6 protein-coding genes and 1 pseudogene are annotated in these 16,837 nt (G+C 71.8%); 5 read left to right on the plus strand and 2 right to left on the minus strand.

The features are described 5' to 3' along the window. Positions 1–2 precede the first annotated feature (2 nt). Positions 3–6,494 carry an RHS repeat-associated core domain-containing protein gene (locus tag AB0917_RS20085; RefSeq protein WP_366820949.1) on the minus strand — a complete coding sequence of 2,164 codons (6,492 nt, stop codon included), beginning with the start codon at positions 6,492–6,494 and terminating at the stop codon, positions 3–5. Positions 6,495–7,402: 908 nt separating this feature from the next. On the opposite strand from AB0917_RS20085, the gene AB0917_RS20090 reads away from it, so the two are divergent. Then, positions 7,403–8,404 carry a TIGR03842 family LLM class F420-dependent oxidoreductase gene (locus AB0917_RS20090; protein ID WP_366820944.1) on the plus strand — a complete coding sequence of 334 codons (1,002 nt, stop codon included), beginning with the start codon at positions 7,403–7,405 and terminating at the stop codon, positions 8,402–8,404. A 471-nt stretch (positions 8,405–8,875) separates the two neighbouring features. Further along, positions 8,876–11,110, plus strand: coding sequence for an RICIN domain-containing protein (locus AB0917_RS20095; protein WP_366820945.1), 2,235 nt, complete (start codon positions 8,876–8,878; stop codon positions 11,108–11,110). 43 nt (positions 11,111–11,153) lie between these two features. Here the strand turns inward: AB0917_RS20095 and AB0917_RS20100 are convergent, their stop codons facing one another. After that, the gene (locus tag AB0917_RS20100) at positions 11,154–11,915 is read right to left on the minus strand and encodes a hypothetical protein (protein ID WP_366820946.1); all 762 of its coding nucleotides are present in this window, start codon (positions 11,913–11,915) and stop codon (positions 11,154–11,156) included. A gap of 287 nt (positions 11,916–12,202) precedes the next feature. Between AB0917_RS20100 and AB0917_RS20105 the strand changes: the two genes are divergently transcribed. The 3 genes and pseudogenes from AB0917_RS20105 to AB0917_RS20115 form a co-directional block, all read left to right on the plus strand. After that, the gene (locus AB0917_RS20105) at positions 12,203–13,672 is read left to right on the plus strand and encodes an amidase (RefSeq protein ID WP_366820947.1); all 1,470 of its coding nucleotides are present in this window, start codon (positions 12,203–12,205) and stop codon (positions 13,670–13,672) included. A gap of 129 nt (positions 13,673–13,801) precedes the next feature. Next, positions 13,802–16,024 (plus strand): NADP-dependent isocitrate dehydrogenase, encoded by a 2,223-nt coding sequence (locus tag AB0917_RS20110; RefSeq protein WP_366820948.1) that lies wholly within the window; start codon positions 13,802–13,804, stop codon positions 16,022–16,024. A 169-nt stretch (positions 16,025–16,193) separates the two neighbouring features. After that, positions 16,194–16,837 (plus strand): annotated as a pseudogene (locus AB0917_RS20115) (molybdopterin-binding oxidoreductase); the annotation flags it as partial.

The following is a 16,837-nucleotide window of genomic DNA, read 5'->3' on the forward strand; positions in this document are numbered from 1 at the left end:
CCTCAGTGCCCCAGCTCTCCCCAGAGACCACCCTTTTCCGCCTGGACGCCGGGTGGGAACTGCGACGGGTACGGGAAGTCGATCTGGCACGGGCCGCAGACCGGCTTGACCTCGGCCACACGCACGCCCGTGTCGAACTTTACCGTGTACGCGATCGTGAACCGCACCTTGGCCGGGTCGCCTCCGAGGGCGCGCACCACGTTGCCCTCGGCGCAGAAGCTGAGGCCGGGCTTGCAGCCGCCGGACTGTGCCAGCGCCACGTCACCCGTCTCGATGTGGTAGCCGCCCACGTAGCTCTTGTCCTTCTTCCGCTTCGAGGCGTGCTTGAGCGCGAAATCGACCACCTGGGACGAGGCGCTCTCCATCTGGCCGGTGTGTGTCCAGTTCGACGGAGCCCTCTGTATGTCCAGCGCCGGGGCGCTCTTGCCCCCGACGCCCCGGTTGCTGACGTTGGGTACGGAGCGGAACCTCGGCGCCGCCTGTGGCTCCGCCCTCTTCACCGTGCCGGAGGAGAGCCGGGACATCGCGCCGCGGATGACCCGTGAGACGCTGCCCGGTTTGGCCGCCGCGCGGGCACCGGAGCCGATCGCCCCGCCTCCGGGGAGGAACGGGGAGACGAACTTGCCGACCCAGTAGGCGATCTTGTACCAGGCGCCGCTCTGGTCCGGACCGCGAACGGTCTTGTAGAGGCTGATCGGGCCCTTGCCGGCGCGGTCGTTCTTGATCTTCTGGGCGTTGCCCTCCGTCCAGCCCATCCGGTCGGTGAACGTGTAGACGCTCTCGGCCACGTCGTAGTAGCCGTCGACGACACCGTTCTTGAAGCCCTTGGCGGCCTTCTTGGCGTTGGAGGCGAGGTTGTCCAGCCACTTCCACTGGCCGGTGCTGTCGCTGAAGGTGACCGGTGAGTTCTCGGCGTACGCGTAGCCGTTGAGCTGCTGCGAGTCCGTGAGGTCCATGATCGGGTCGACGCTCAGGAAGCGGCCCGTCGACGGGTCGTACTCACGTGCGCCGAGGTGGGTCAGCCCGGTGTCCGCGGTGTCGTCGGTGCCGCCGACGAACCCCTTGACGCCCGGCCACGCGCCGCTCGCGCCCCGTTGACCACCGAAGGGCAGGGTGCGTCGCTGCGTCAGCGCCTGGGTGGCGGCGTCGACGGCGAGCAGCCCGGTGCCCTGGTGGTCGGCGAGAGTGAACGCGACGGAGCCGTCGTCGTTCCTGACGGCCTGGTTCCCGCCGCCCAGCGAGGCGTAGCGGACGGCCTTCGCCTTCGCGGCCCCCTGGTCGAGGGTGACCTCGCTGTGGCCGAGGTAGAGCGTCGTCCTCGAGCCGGTGCGGCCGATGAGGCGCTCGCCCTGGGCGTCGTACAGGTACTCGGTGACCTGGGGCGCACCGCCCGCCGAGGGTTCGGTGACCTTCGCCAGACGCCCCTCGGCGTCCCACTCCAGCTCCTGGTCCGCGGTGTTGCCGGGACGGCCGGTGGTGTTGCCGGTCGCGTCGTAGGTGTAGGCGTCCTCGGTCGTGCTGCCGTCGGGCAGCCGGGTGGAGACCGACGTCAGGCCGTGCGGGGCGTCGCCGCCCGCGGGCGGGTAGCTGTAGGTCCGCAGGGTGTCCTTGGCGCTGTCGCCCGCCGGGTCGTGCAGGGTCTCGGTGAGGCGGTTGCCCGTCTTGTCGTAGGTGTAGGAGTTCCAGTACGGCGCCGGGCCGCCCAGCACGCCCCCGCTCGGTGCATCCGAGCACGTCTTGTCGCCCTCGGCCCACGCTTCGGTCAGCCGCTGGAGGTGGTCGTGGCGGAAGCACTGCGTGTCGGTTCCGGACCGGGAGGTGTCCGAGACGGACAGGATGTTGCCCAGGTCGTCGTACCGGTAGGTGTTGAACCGGTCGACGCCCGCCACGTCCTGACGGTCCACCCGCGAGGTCGCGAGCCGCTGGGTGCCCCACTCGTAGGTGTTGGTCACCTGCACCGGCTTGGAGCCGGCGGCGGTGCCGCGCATCCGGTACTGGAGCGGTTTGCCGGTGGAGGAGTAGACGGTCTCGGACGTGAAGCCGTCACCGAACACTCCCACGGGCCGCAGGGTGTCCGGCTCGTAGCTGACGTTCTGGCTGCCGCCGGGCAGCGAGCCCGCCGCCGAGTAGCTCACGGAGCCCGGAAGCCCCGAGGGGAGATAGGTCGCTCCGCTCTGGTACGTGCCCGCGAGGTCGCCCTCCTCCGAGGGGATCACCACGGCGGTCCTGACCGGCCGGTACAGGCGGTCGTACTGGGTGACCTTGGAGGTGTACGCGACCCCGTCCACGTAACGGGTGGACTCGGCGAGCTGCCCCTTGGCGCCGCTGACCGTGTCGTACGTCCACGCCGCGCGCAGGGCGCCCGTGGCGGACCCCTCGCGCAGCTCGGTCTGGCGGCCGAGGCCGTCGTAGACGTGGGCCAGGACGGTGCCCCGGGCGTCCTGGGTGCTGATCAGCTGTCCGCGGTCGTCGAACTTCCGCTCGGTGGCGCCCCGGTCGGGGTCCACCGAACGCGTCTCACGCCCGCGCTGGTCGTAGGAGTAGGACCAGGAGTTGCCCGCGGCGTCGGTGACCTTCTCGAGTTCGCCCTTGGGCGTGTACGCGTACCGGAGGGCGTCGAAGGCGGCGTCGGCGCCGCGGGTGCGGTGCTGGCGGACCTCGGTGATCTGGCCCCGCGCGTTCGCGACCGCGGTCGTGGTGGTCCCGCCCTCCGGCGGGACGACGGTGGTGCGGTCGCCGCCGTAGATCTTCCTGGTGACCCCGAGGACGGCGCCGCCGTCACCGTTGCCGGCGATGTCGCGGGTCTCGGTCGTCCGGCCCAGACCGTCGTGGACGTACCGCGTCTGGGTCTCCACGGAGAGCGCGTCGGCGGGCTTGAACAGGCCCCGGCCGGGCGGCTCCTGGTCGTTGTAGTACGGGGCGAAGGTCTTGGACGTCAGGCCGCGCTCGTCGTAGAAGACGTCCGTGAGGACGCGGCCGCCGTCCGGGCCCGGCGACTGGGTCTGGCGCTCCCGCATGAACCCGTCGTGGATGACGTACGAGGAGAGCTGCCCGCCCTTGTTGTCGAGCGTCCGGGTGCGGATCGCGACGGGCTTGCCCTCGTCGATGTAGTAGTCGAAGGCGTAGCTCGGCGTCTGGCTGGTCTGCCGGTCGGCGAGCCAGATCCTGCCGATGCGGCCCAGCGCGTCGTAGGAGAGATCCGACCGGTTGCCGTTGAGGTCGATCTGCGCGGTCGGCTGACCGCGCAGGGGCTCGAACTCGGTCACCGCGCTCTGTGCCGTCGACGCCGTGCCCGTCTTGGCGGGCGGTGTCGTCTCGGTGACCTTCGTGGGGAAGCCGGTCGCCGGGCTGTACGCGGTGGTCGTCGTCCGCCCGTCGGTGCGGGGTGTGCGGACGGGGCTGCCCGTTCCGGTGACCGTGAGGTCCGCGGTCAGGTCGGTGGTGCTCAGCCGCCGGCCGTAGGAGTCGAAGGCAGCCGTGGCTTCCAGGTAGAGGGCCTTGGTGCCGTCGTGGCTCTTCAGCGTGGCCGAGGCCGTGGCGTCGCCCTTGGTGGGAGCGGCGCCGTACGCGCCGCCGTCGTACGCGGTGCGGATGTCGGAGACCACGTCCTTGGACCGGTCGGGGGTGGCGGAGCACGCCCCGACGACGGTCTCCTCCCGCGCGGGGAGGGTGAGGATGTTGGCGCTCGTGTTGGTGGCGTACGTGGTACGGGTGCACCGGTCGTCGGAGGGGGTCGCCGTGTCGCCCCGGTCGTGGACCTGGGTGACCCGGCCCGCCACGGTGTCGTGGGTGGTGTTCACCTCGGTCGTGGACCACGAGCTGCCCGCGCCGCCGTCCAGGGAGGTCCAGGAGGTGGAGCGGGAGGTGCCGGTCAGGTTGGAGGTGAGGGTGCCCCAGTCGCGTACCTTGCGGCCCGTCTCGTGGTGCCAGGGCCGGTTCACCGTCTTGGACAGCACCTTGCCGCCCGCCTCGGAGAAGGCGACGGTCTTGTAGGCGAAGCCGGCCGTCGACTCGTGGTCGGTGAGGGCGTCGCCCTCACCGCTGCCCAGGGGCACCGAGACGCTCTTCGTCCCGCCGGAGGGGGCGGAACGGTCCCCGTGCATGCCCCGCAGGAAGTAGGTGTCCTCCTGCGTCCTGAGGGCCGATGCCCCGCCCTGGCCGCCGGTCAGCTTCCGCACCTGGCCGTAGCCCCGCCACTGGGACCAGGTCTTGTGCTTCTCCTTCGTCAGGCCGTCGTCGTCGGCGTAGTGCCAGGCGGCGTCGCCCAGGTACTCGTAGCGCGTCACCGCGTCCGGGGCGCCTCCGGTGCGGTCGGTCTGCGTCGTGGAGGTGACGACGTACTTGTTGAACCACTGGCGTTCCGGTGCGGCGTCGGCGTCGCCCCCGATGAACTGGGGGAAGCAGCGGGTGCCGTTCTTCTCCGGGGTCGGCAGGGCGTTCCAGGAGCAGACGGGCTCCGAGTAGTTGATGTCGACCTGGCCGCCGTACTCGTCGGCGACCGTGGACAGCCGGGACTTGATGAACGGCGCGTAGCCGTCGCCGGTCCGGTCGAGCCGGTTGGCCCGCTGGGTGTAGGCGAACGTGGTCTTCGGCAGGGTGATCGCCGGGGTGGCGGTGTGGCCGGTGTGCTGGACGGAGTCCAGGAGCAGCTGGTAGTCGACGTCGGCCTGGCCCCAGCGGTGCTCCAGCTTCCAGGAGTCGACGGCGGTGTAGGCGTCGTTCTTCAGGACCTGGGTGGTGACCCGGGTCAGCCGGTCACGGGTGAAGAAGACAGGGGACAGGCGGCCCTTGTCGCACTCCTTGCCCGTGGCGCAGTTCAGGTCCCAGGGCGTGTCGTACCAGTGGAAGGGGTCCTTGTCGATCGACGCGCAGGTGGTGCCGGCGTCCGGCAGACAGCGCTCGGAGGTCGTGAAGTCCACCTTGGCCAGGGCCTTGGCCCCGTACGCGGAGTCGCCCTTGAGGCCGTACTCGATGCGGTCCAGCGAACCGCCCCGGACATAGGGGGTGTTGTCCTTGGCCTTGAGGTTGCGGCCGTAGGAGTTGGTCTCCTTGTCGTAGTAGTAGGCGACGGCGTTGCCGTGCGGGTCGACGACGTAGTCGAGGTTCCAGCGCCAGCCCTGCTGGCACCAGGAGTCGGCGAAGGCCGCCTTGTGGCAGGGCTCCCCGGCGTTGTTGCCGAAGACCGGGACCGTCCAGGTGGAGTCGGTGGTCTCCTTGCCGCTGGACCAGCCGGGCAGCCGGTTGTGGCCGAAGTAGTAGCGCACCCCGTCGGTGTCGGTCAGGAGCCAGTATTCGCCGTCGTTGTCGCCGTTGCCCCGGTCGGTGGAGCGCAGCCGCTCGATCCGCGTACCGTCGTCCTGCTTGAGCCGGAACTCGTCGTCGCCGACCGGGACGAGTTCCCCGCCCTTGCCGTTGAAGGTGATGAAGGCGTTGTCGTAGCCCCAGCACAGGTCACCGGGCTTGTTGCCGTCGGCGTTCTTGACGCCGTCGTCGTAGCAGGCCTTGTAGCGGCGCTCGATGTGTCCCGACCACAGGTTGAACCCGTCGCCCACCCAGGAGGCCTGGTTGTTGGTGGTGCCGGTCTGACCGTCGATGAGGGCCGAGGAGTACGACAGCCCGACGTTCGGGGTCAGCCCGCCCGGGACGTCCGGGACCGGGATGTCGTAGGACCAGGTGAAGTCACCGGTGTTGAGGTTGGTGTCCCAGGTGGCGGACGGGGAGAGCGGGGTGGCCGTGTAGTCGCCGGTGCCCGCCGTCTCCGCGGCGACGGCGGCCAGGACCGTCGGAGCCGAGGAACGCAGGGCGACGGAGGACGCGGTCAGGGTCTTGCGCTCGGTGTCGTTGACCGTGGGGACGGGCTTCGTCGTACGGCACTCCGCCTTGCCGGGGGTCTCCAGCACACAGGCGGGCAGCTCGACCAGGGTCAGGCGTGAGCCGAAGCCGCCGCCGAAGGCCTCCGCGAAGGACGCGTAGTTCAGGGAGGCGTCGACGCGGGCGCTGCGGTCGGCGCTCTCCGCGGTGTTCCCGGTGCCGTCGAGGGTGAAGAGCACCCCGTCGACACCGGCGCTCCGGGCGGCCGTGGGGCCGAGCACCCGGGCCCGGACGCCCGTCGCCTGCCGGTCGTCGGCGGTACGGGCGGCGGCCACCGGCGCCGACCGCGGTGCGGTCAAGGGGGCCAGGGGTGCCGAGGCCGCCGACGTGGTGAGGGAGCCCGGGGGTGCCGAGGCCACCGGCCCGGTCCCGTCCGCCGTGGTGGACGGGGCGCGGCCCTCAGCGGGAGGTGCGGCGACGGCGACCAGCGGTGCGCCCTCCTGGGGCCAGGCGGCCTTCGGCTTCCCGCCGGGCGTCCGTGGTCCCTTGGCGGTGGTGCGGGCCTCGCCGCGGAAGAGGTCGCTGCCCTTCACCGGCTTCTCGGCCGAGGGCACGCCCGGCAGGGCGAAGTCGTCCTGGGACAGGGCCGATGCCGCGCCGGCCTGGAGGAGCGTGCCCACCATGACGGCCGACAGCAGCAGCGCGACGTTTCTTCGGGCTGTCCTGAGCAGGGGTGGTCTGGATGTTCGAGACACGGGTTCTTGGAGTCCTCGTCGTCCGGCCGCGGCGGCACCCCGGCGGGCACGGTCGCGGCACATGGGAAGGGATGGGAAAAGGGATCTCGTCCGGGGCACCGCGCTGAGTCCGGTCCAGGGTTGGACGCACCGCACGGCATGGGGTCGCGGAGAACGGGAGAGGGGACGGAGCTCAGGCCGTTCCGGGCATCGCGGCAGGGAAGCGTAACCAGGAGCGGCGCGGCTTCGCCCCGGCAAGGGCGGCCTCGTCCGTCGTGGCCCGCGCTGCCCGTACCGCCGTTGTCGTGACGGGAACGAGCCCCGCCAGGAGCCGGGCGCCGGGCGAACCGGCTACGGATCCCGCGACGCCGTGTCCTCGCGCACGCGCCCTCATGTTCACAAACCCCCCGGATAATGAAGATCATATGAGAATTTCCGGAGGAGCATATAACCCGTCAGGCGACGGCCCCACCTGGTAGTTCACCGCCGGTCGCCGCGGACGGCCCCGGCGCCCGACGCCACCCGTGCTGACGGACGATCAGGGACCCTGTGGGAACGGCCACTTCCCAAATCCTGAGATGCGGACCAGAATTGTTCCCCCGCGACTCGCGTCCGGGGCCTCGTCGTACAGGGCCGGTCACGGCTTGATGTGGAAGGATCTTCCGGAGCGCATCACCGGCCCACGTGCGATGCCCCGGAGCCTTGGCCGGCGCGCGCCGGCTCCCCGGCACACGCGTCACCCGACCGGGCCGAGGCCGTGCTCGCACCCGGCGAGCCCGCCGTCGACGGACGGACGCCACCGGCCACGCCGTGAACCCCCGCGCCACGTGTCAGCACCTGGACTAGGAGATCCCGCCATGGACTTCGGACTCGTCCTGCAGACCGACCCGCCCGCCTCCGCCGTCGTCGGCCTGATGCGCCGCGCCGAGCGCAACGGCTTCCGCTACGGCTGGACCTTCGACTCGGCGGTGCTCTGGCAGGAGCCGTTCGTCATCTACAGCCGCATCCTGGAGCACACCGACCGGATGATCGTGGGCCCGATGGTCACCAACCCCGGCACCCGCACCTGGGAGGTGACCGCCTCCACGTTCGCCACCCTCAACGACATGTACGGCAACCGCACGGTGTGCGGGATCGGGCGCGGCGACTCCGCCATGCGCGTCGCGGGCCGCCGGCCCAACACGCTGGCCCGGCTGGGGGAGGCCATCGACGTCATCCGGGACCTCGCCGAGGGCCGGGAGGCCACGGTCGACGGGCAGCCGGTGCAGATCCCGTGGGTGAAGGAGGGGCGGCTGCCGGTGTGGATGGCGGCGTACGGGCCCAAGGCCCTCGCCCTGGCCGGCCAGAAGGCGGACGGCTTCATCCTCCAGCTCGCCGATCCCTTCCTCACCGAGTGGATGATCAAGGCGGTACGGGACGCGGCGTCCGACGCCGGCCGGGACCCGGACTCCGTGACCATCTGCGTCGCCGCCCCCGCCTATGTCGGCGACGACCTCGGCCACGCCCGCGAGCAGTGCCGCTGGTTCGGCGGGATGGTCGGCAACCACGTCGCCGACCTGGTCGCCCGCTACGGCGAGCACTCCGGCCTGGTGCCCGAGGCGCTCACCGCGTACATCGCGGAACGCTCCGGCTACGACTACAGCCACCACGGGCGCACCGGAAACCCGGACACCGCCTTCGTCCCCGACGAGATCGTCGACCGCTTCTGTCTGCTGGGACCCGCCGAGGCCCATGTCGAGAAGCTCCGGGCGCTGCGGGACATGGGCGTCGACCAGTTCGCCCTCTACAACATGCACGACGCGCGCGAGGCGACCATCGACGCGTACGGTTCCACGGTCATCCCCGCGCTGGCCGACTGACGCCCTGCGCCGCAGCCGTCCCGCCCTGCCTGGCCTTCCCGGCCCGGCTCAGCCCTGACGAAGCCCCGCCGGGCCCCGCCCGCACCGTTCCCCGGGCGGAGGGCTCGGGCGGAGGGCTCGGGCGGCTGCCGTACGGGGCGTCGACCGGGCGGGAGTGCGGGCCGGGGCGGGAGTGCGGGCCGACCGGTGTTCGTCCGTCGAGTGGCTGTTCCCCCCTGTGATGAAGAAGTGAACGGAGCCAGGTGTCAAGGCCCTGGCCCGGACCATCCCCTCGTGTGGGTACGAATCACTGGCCGCGCGCCGACGGCTTGCCGAAAGAGCGCTGCGCCAAGGGAGTTGGCGCCGGTGCCGCGCGGCCCGGCCGGATTCACTTTCCCCTTCACTTTCCGTACGCGCAGTCTTGACGTGTCCACGGAACGGGCCTAACTTCACGGCCTGAAGTAAGCCCCGCCCCCCACCCCGGAGACACATATGAGAATGCCCGGCCATCGCGCACCCCGCGGCCCGCGCCGCGACGGGCACAGACCCCGGCGCCTCGCCGTCCCGCTGCTGGCCCTCGGTGGGCTGGTGGCCTCCCTGTTCACCGCCGTCGCCACCGCCCCCGCCGCGCAGGCCGCCGAACTGCCCACCGGCTGGACGACCGTGACGGCCGGTCACAGCGGCAAGTGTGTGGACGCGGCGGCCGCCGGAACCGCCGACGGCACGGCGGTGCAGCAGTACACGTGCAACGGCAGCAACGCCCAGCAGTGGCAGTTCCGGTCCGTCGGCGGCGGGTACGTCCGGGTCGACAACCGCAACGACGCGGCCAAGAGCTGGGACGTGACCGATGTGTCCACGGCCGACGCCGCGCCCGTCCAGCTCTGGTCGTACTCCGGCGGCGCCAACCAGCAGTGGCTGCCCGTCGAGGAGCCGGGAGGAACCTTCCACTTCGTGAACCGTAACAGCGGCAAGTGCCTCGACATCCCGGCCGCCTCCACCGCCGACGGCGCCCGCGTCCAGCAGTACGCCTGCAACGGCTCGGCCGCGCAGTCCTTCCTGGTGGGCGCCGCCGACGTACCGAACCCGCCTGGTACCCCCGACTTCGGCCCCAACGTCTCCGTCTTCGACCCCTCCACCCCGAGGGCGACCATCCAGAACAAGCTCAACCAGGTCTTCGCCCAGCAGGAGACCAACCAGTTCGGCTCCCAGCGCCACGCCCTGCTCTTCAAGCCCGGCAGCTACGACGTCGACGCCAACGTCGGCTTCTACACCCAGGTCGCCGGGCTCGGCCTCTCGCCCGACGACGTCACCATCAACGGCGGCGTCCACGTGGAGGCCGACTGGTTCCAGGGCAACGCCACCCACAACTTCTGGCGCTCCGCCGAGAACCTCTCGGTCAACCCGCCCTCCGGCACCGACCGTTGGGCCGTCTCGCAGGCCGCCCCCTACCGCCGCATGCACGTGCGCGGCAACCTCCAGCTCGACGACGGCGGCTGGTCCAGCGGCGGCTTCATGGCCGACTCCAAGATCGACGGCCAGGTCCGCTCCGGCACCCAGCAGCAGTGGCTCTCCCGCAACAGCCAGTGGAACAGCTGGACCGGCTCCAACTGGAACATGGTCTTCGTCGGCGACGTCAACGCCCCCGCCAACAGCTTCCCCAACCCGCCCTACACCACGGTCGCCCAGACACCGGTGAGCCGTGAGAAGCCCTTCCTGTACGTGGACGGGGCCGGCGCCTACCAGGTCTTCGTACCGGCCCTGCGGACCAACACCCAAGGGGTCACCTGGGGTTCGGGTACGCCTGCCGGACAGTCGCTGCCCATCAGCCAGTTCTTCATCGTGAAGCCCGGCGCGACCGCGTCCCAGATCAACGCGGCGCTCGCGCAGGGCAAGAACCTGCTCTTCACGCCGGGGGTCTACCGGCTCGACCAGACGATCGACGTCACCCGCCCCGACACGGTCGTCCTCGGGCTGGGACTCGCCACCGTCATCCCCGAGAACGGCATCACCGCCCTGAACGTCGCCGACGTCGACGGGGTCAAGATCGCCGGGATCCTGATCGACGCGGGCACCGTCAACTCCCCGACGCTGATGCAGGTCGGGCAGGCCGGGGCCGGTGCCCGGCACACCGCCAACCCGACCTCGCTGCACGACGTCTTCTTCCGCATCGGCGGCGCGGCCGTCGGCAAGGCCACCCAGAGCCTGGTCGTCAACAGCTCCGACGTCATCGGCGACCACCTGTGGCTCTGGCGCGGCGACCACGGCAGCGGCATCGGCTGGAACACCAACACCGCCGCCAACGGTCTGATCGTCAACGGCACCGACGTGACGATGTACGGCCTGTTCGTCGAGCACTACCAGCAGCACCAGGTCATCTGGAACGGCAACGGCGGCCGAACGTACTTCTTCCAGAACGAGATGCCCTACGACCCGCCCAACCAGGCGGCCTGGATGAACGGTTCGACCCGTGGCTACGACGCCTACAAGGTCTCCCCGTCCGTCACCCGCCACGAGGCGTGGGGTCTGGGCAGCTACTGCTTCTTCAGCGCCAACCCGTCCGTGGTCGCCGAGCGCGCCTTCGAGGCGCCGAACACGCCGGGGGTGCGCTTCCATAACATGGTGACCGTCTCGCTCGGCGGCACGGGAACCATCAACCACGTCATCAACAACGCGGGAGGACCGTCCAACTCCGGCACCAACGTCGCCAACCTGGTGGCCTACCCCTAGAGTTCACCGCTCCGCTGGGCCGCACTCACACCGGTTGCCGCACTCACACCGGTTTGACGCTGCGGCCCAGCAGAGCCGTCACATCCACCGTCTCGTCCGCCGACGGGGTCTCGGCGGGCACCGGCCGGTCGAATCCGGAGAAGCTCACCGCCCCCTCCTCGCCCGTCCCCCGCACGGTGATCCGCACCGGGTACGGCTCGCCCTCGGTGGCCACGTACACCGTGACCCGCTCGTCGCCCCGCGCCCGGGTCACCGGGACGACGGGCGCGCCGTTCACCTCGGTCTCCCGGCCCTTCGTCAGGGTGCCGCGCCCGGCGGCGTCGGCGTTGTCCGTGATCAGCTTGCGGTAGGTGTCCAGATCGCAGATCTCGGTGACCGTCAGCAGCCGGGGGTCGTCGGCCTTCGCCTTCATGTAGCGGCCGTCGAGGATCGTGTCGAAGGTGGAGCCACCGGTCGGAACGTGGGTCTCCCAGAACGCCTTGTCCGGCTTCAGCCAGACATCGTCGGCGCGCTTGACGATCTCCACGGAACCGTCGTCGCCCATGTCGACGCCGCCCGCGCAGTTGCCGTCCCGGTCGAGCGTCAGGTCCACGCTCATCCCCTCGCCGCTCCCGTCGAGATCGCCGCGCACACTCAGATGCAGTGAGGAGACCCCGAGCAGGGCGTCGCGTGAGCGGTCGGCTATCTGCTCGGCGCTGAGCGAGGCGATGTCGTCGTCAGCCTGCGCGACCGCGCCACCCGCCACCGTGAGGGCGACGGCCATCGCCCCGGCGGCCGCCCGTGCGACCCAACGGTGTCCGCTCACGTCGCCTCCTCCGCCAGGGCCGTGCGGGCCTGCTCCGGGCATGCGATCCGGACTACCCGTCCGTTCCTCCGAGCGTACGCCGGGGGAGCGGACGGCGCCCGACAGGTCCTCGGAGGGTCACGGCAACGCGGCCCGAGGGACACGGACAGCCACGGAACCCGCCCCCGGCCACCCACTCCGCCGGAGCACTTGAGCGGCCCGGCGCTCCTCGTTACCCTCCAGTAAGTGCGTGGGATGCGGCCGGGACGACCGGCCGGCCCCGCGGACCGGAGGGAGGCGGCACGCCCATGTCCTCAGCGGAGCCCACCGAACGGACCGGCCAGGCCGTACGGTCGCATCCCGAGCGCACCCCGCCTCCGGCGCCGATGCCCGGACCGGCGCGGAGCGCGCGCCTTCTCGCCGAATCCGCCACCACCTCCACCGCCCTCGTCGCCGACGCCCTCGCCCGGATCGAGGCGACCCGGCCCACCCTCAACGCCTTCCGCCACGTGCGGGCCGAGGCCGCCCTCGCCGAAGCCGCCGACGCCGACCGCAGGCTCGCGGCGGGGGAGCGGCTGCCGCTGCTCGGCGTGCCGGTCGCCGTCAAGGACGACACCGATGTGGCGGGCCTGCCCACGCACTTCGGCTGCGACGGCGAACGGCCCCCCGCCACCGCCGACAGCGAGGCGGTCCGCCGGCTGCGCGCGGCCGGGGCCGTCATCGTCGGCAAGACCAACTCCTGCGAACTGGGCCAGTGGCCGTTCACCGAGGGCCCCGCCTTCGGCGCCACCCGCAACCCCTGGAACACCGACCACACCCCGGGCGGCTCCTCCGGCGGTTCGGCCGCCGCCGTCGCCGCGGGCCTGGTCCCCGCCGCCCTCGGCTCGGACGGCGCCGGGTCCGTCCGCATCCCCGCCGCCTGGACCCACCTCGTCGGCATCAAGCCCCAGCGAGGCCGCGTCTCCGTCCACCCGCACCACGACGCGTTCCAGGGCCTCACCGTCAACGGCCCCCTCGCCCGTACGGTCGCCGACGCCGCGCTCCTGCTGGACGCGGCCGCCGGCGCGCACCCCGACGACCTCCACCGCCCGCCCGCCGTCCGCGCGTCCGACGCCGCCCGCCGCGACCCCGGCCGCCTCCGGATCGCCCTCGCCTGGCGGCCCCCGCTCACCCTCACCCGGGGCGGCCCCGACCCCGAGGTGCGCCGGGCCGTCGCCGCGCTCGCCGAGACCCTCGCCCGGCTCGGCCACCACGTCGAGGAGGCCCGCCCCCGGTACGGGCTGATCGGCCTCGCCTTCGTCCCCCGCGCCACCGCCGGCATCGCCGAATTCGCCGCCCGCCACCCCGAACCGACCCTCCTCGACCCCCGCACCCGCAGCGCCCTGCGGACCGGGACGCGCCTCGGCGGCCGGGTGGTGCGGGCCGCCCGCGCCCGCGAGGTGCGCCAGCACCGCCGGATCGGGGCCCTCTTCGACGCCTCCGGTTACGACGTGCTCCTCACCCCGACGACCGCCGCGCCCCCGCCCCGTATCGGCGCGTACGAGAACCTCACCGCCTTGCGCACCGACCTCGCGATGACCGCCGCCTGCCCCTACGCCTGGCCGTGGAACGTCCTCGGCTGGCCCGGCATCAGCGTCCCGGCCGGCTTCACCCGCTCCGGCCTCCCCGTCGGCGCCCAGCTGCTGGGCCCCTCCCGCAGCGAGGAGCGGCTGATCGCGCTGGCCGCCCAGCTGGAGGACGACCTGCGCTGGTACGAGCACCGGCCGCCGAACCCGTAACCCAGGGTCACGCAACAGTCACCGACCCCCGTACGGACGGTGAAGCCGTGCGGGGCCCTTGTGGAGCCGCGGGCGGTGACGAGATATCTTGATGTCAAGCAATGTTGCAGACGTGGAGCGGAGCACCCGGTGACTGACTCGACCATCATCTATACGCACACCGACGAGGCCCCTGCCCTGGCGACCTATTCGTTCCTGCCCGTCGTCGAGGCCTACGCCTCGACCGCGGGGGTCACGGTGGAGCGCCGTGACATCTCCCTCGCGGGGCGGATCATCGCCAGTTTCCCGGAGCACCTCAAGGCCGAGCAGCGTATCGATGACGCACTCGCCGAGCTGGGCGAGCTGGCCAGGACTCCCGGCGCGAACATCATCAAGCTGCCGAACGTCTCGGCGTCGATCCCGCAGCTCAAGGCCGCGATCGCCGAGCTCCAGGAGCAGGGTTACGCGCTTCCGGACTACCCGGACGACCCGCAGACCGATGAGGCCAAGGACGTTCGCGCCCGGTACGACAAGATCAAGGGCAGCGCCGTGAACCCGGTGCTGCGCGAGGGCAACTCCGACCGCCGTGCCCCCGCGTCCGTCAAGAACTACGCCAAGGCCCACCCGCACCGCATGGGCGCCTGGAGCGCCGACTCGAAGACGAACGTCGCCACCATGGGCGTCGACGACTTCCGCTCCACCGAGAAGTCCGCGGTCATCGCCGAGGACGGCTCCCTCCGGATCGAGCTGCACGGCGACGACGGCACCACCACCGTGCTGCGCGAGTCCGTACCCGTCCTCAAGGGCGAGGTCGTGGACGCGGCCGTCATGCGCGTCGCCGCGCTGCGCGAGTTCTTCACCGCGCAGGTCGCCCGCGCCAAGGCCGAGGGCGTGCTGTTCTCCGTGCACCTCAAGGCCACCATGATGAAGGTCTCCGACCCGATCATCTTCGGCCACGCGGTCCGCGCCTTCTTCCCGAACACCTTCGCCAAGTACGGCGAGCAGCTCTCCGCCGCCGGTCTCACCCCGAACGACGGTCTGGGCGGCATCCTCAAGGGCCTGGACTCCCTGCCGGACGTCGGCGCCGAGATCCAGGCGTCCTTCGAGGCCGAGCTCGCCGAGGGCCCCGCCCTCGCGATGGTCGACTCCGACAAGGGCATCACCAACCTGCACGTCCCCAGCGACGTCATCGTCGACGCCTCCATGCCGGCCATGATCCGCACGTCGGGCCACATGTGGGGCCCGGACGGCAACGAGGCCGACACCATCGCCGTCCTCCCGGACAGCAGCTACGCCGGTGTCTACCAGGTCGTCATCGACGACTGCCGCGCCAACGGCGCCTTCGACCCGGCCACCATGGGCTCGGTGCCCAACGTCGGTCTGATGGCGCAGAAGGCCGAGGAGTACGGCAGCCACGACAAGACCTTCGAGATCCCCGCCACCGGCACCGTGCGCGTCGTCGACACCGCCGGCGACGTGGTGCTGGAGCAGGCCGTCGGCGCCGGTGACATCTTCCGGATGTGCCAGACCAAGGACGCGCCGATCCAGGACTGGGTCAAGCTCGCCGTCACCCGCGCCCGCGCCACCGGCAACCCGGCCGTCTTCTGGCTGGACGAGGGCCGCGCCCACGACGCCAACCTGATCGCCAAGGTCACCACGTACCTCGCCGACCACGACACCGACGGCCTGGACATCTCGATCAAGACCCCGGAGGAGGCCACCGCCTTCTCCCTGGAGCGCATCCGCCGTGGCGAGGACACCATCTCCGTCACCGGCAACGTGCTGCGTGACTACCTCACCGACCTCTTCCCGATCCTGGAGCTGGGCACCAGCGCCAAGATGCTCTCCGTCGTCCCGCTGATGAACGGCGGCGGCCTGTTCGAGACCGGCGCGGGCGGCTCGGCCCCCAAGCACGTCCAGCAGCTCGTCAAGGAGAACTACCTGCGCTGGGACAGCCTGGGCGAGTTCCTGGCCCTCGCGGTCAGCTTCGAGCACCTGGCCACCACCACGGACAACGCGCGGGCCCAGGTCCTCGCCGACACCCTGGACCGGGCGACCGGCACGTTCCTCAACGAGGACAAGTCCCCGAGCCGCCGCCTCGGTGGTATCGACAACCGCGGCAGCCACTTCTACCTGGCCCTCTACTGGGCCCAGGAGCTGGCGCGGCAGACCGACGACACCAAGCTCGCCGAGGCGTTCGCGCCGCTCGCCAAGACCCTGGCCGAGCAGGAGGAGACCATCGTCGCCGAGCTGATCGCGGTGCAGGGCTCCCCGGCCGAGATCGGCGGCTACTACCAGCCCGACCCGGCCAAGGCCGAGGCGATCATGCGCCCGTCCGCCACGTTCAACCAGGCCATCGCGAGCCTCGCCTGATGTGAGGTGCGGGCGGCCACGCCCGCACCCTGTTCCGCCCCGGTCGGCCTCGTGCCCGCCGGGGCGGTCCGCGTTCGCCCTCACGCCGGGACGCGCCCCCACCGCGGGCGAAGCCCCTGAGCGCCACGTGACCGGGCGACGAACCAATCCGCCCGCCCCACGGCTCCGAATGACGACCGTGAGGATCACCCGGACAGCTCTGACCCGCGGAACGCTCGCAGCCCTCGGCGGCCTGCTGGCGGGATTCGCCGCCCTGACCGTCGCCGAACTCGTCTCGGCGGCCGTCCGCCCCGAGGCGAGCCCCGTGACGGCGGTCGGCGGGGCCGCCATCGACCGGACGCCGGCCGGTGTGAAGGACTGGGCGATCCGGAACTTCGGCGAGAGCGACAAGTTCGTCCTGCAACTGGGCATCGTCGTCACGCTCGCCCTCTTCGCCCTCGCCGTCGGCGTGCTGGCGCTGCGCCACCGCCGCACCGGCTCCGCCGCCGTCCTGGCCTTCGGAGTCGTCGGCGCCGCCTCGGCGGTCAGCCGCCCGGACTCCACCGGGGTGGCCGACGGGCTTCCGTCGCTGGCCGGCGCGGTGGCCGGGGCGGTCCTGCTGTACGTCCTCGTCGGCAGGCTCACCCGCCCGCGCCGCCGGATCGCGAGGGAGGAGGCGGAGGAGGGCGGCTGGGACCGGCGGGGCTTCCTGATCGCCACCGCCGCTGCCGCCGCCTCCACCGCGGCGGGTGCGGCCGGCCGGGCGCTCAACGGCCGCAGCGCCCGGGACGCCGTCGCCTCGCGGAACGGCGTACGGCTGCCCGCCCCGGCCTC

It is taken from the genome of Streptomyces sp. NPDC007346, assembly GCF_040703535.1.
Classification (GTDB): domain Bacteria; phylum Actinomycetota; class Actinomycetes; order Streptomycetales; family Streptomycetaceae; genus Streptomyces.

Excerpts from the sequence above, each read along its gene's own strand:
- AB0917_RS20090 (WP_366820944.1), top strand. The coding sequence starts at position 7,403 with ATGGACTTCGGACTCGTCCTGCAGACCGACCCGCCCGCCTCCGCCGTC.
- AB0917_RS20095 (WP_366820945.1), top strand. The coding sequence starts at position 8,876 with ATGAGAATGCCCGGCCATCGCGCACCCCGCGGCCCGCGCCGCGACGGG.
- AB0917_RS20105 (WP_366820947.1), top strand. The coding sequence starts at position 12,203 with ATGTCCTCAGCGGAGCCCACCGAACGGACCGGCCAGGCCGTACGGTCG.
- AB0917_RS20085 (WP_366820949.1), bottom strand. The coding sequence starts at position 6,494 with ATGGTGGGCACGCTCCTCCAGGCCGGCGCGGCATCGGCCCTGTCCCAG.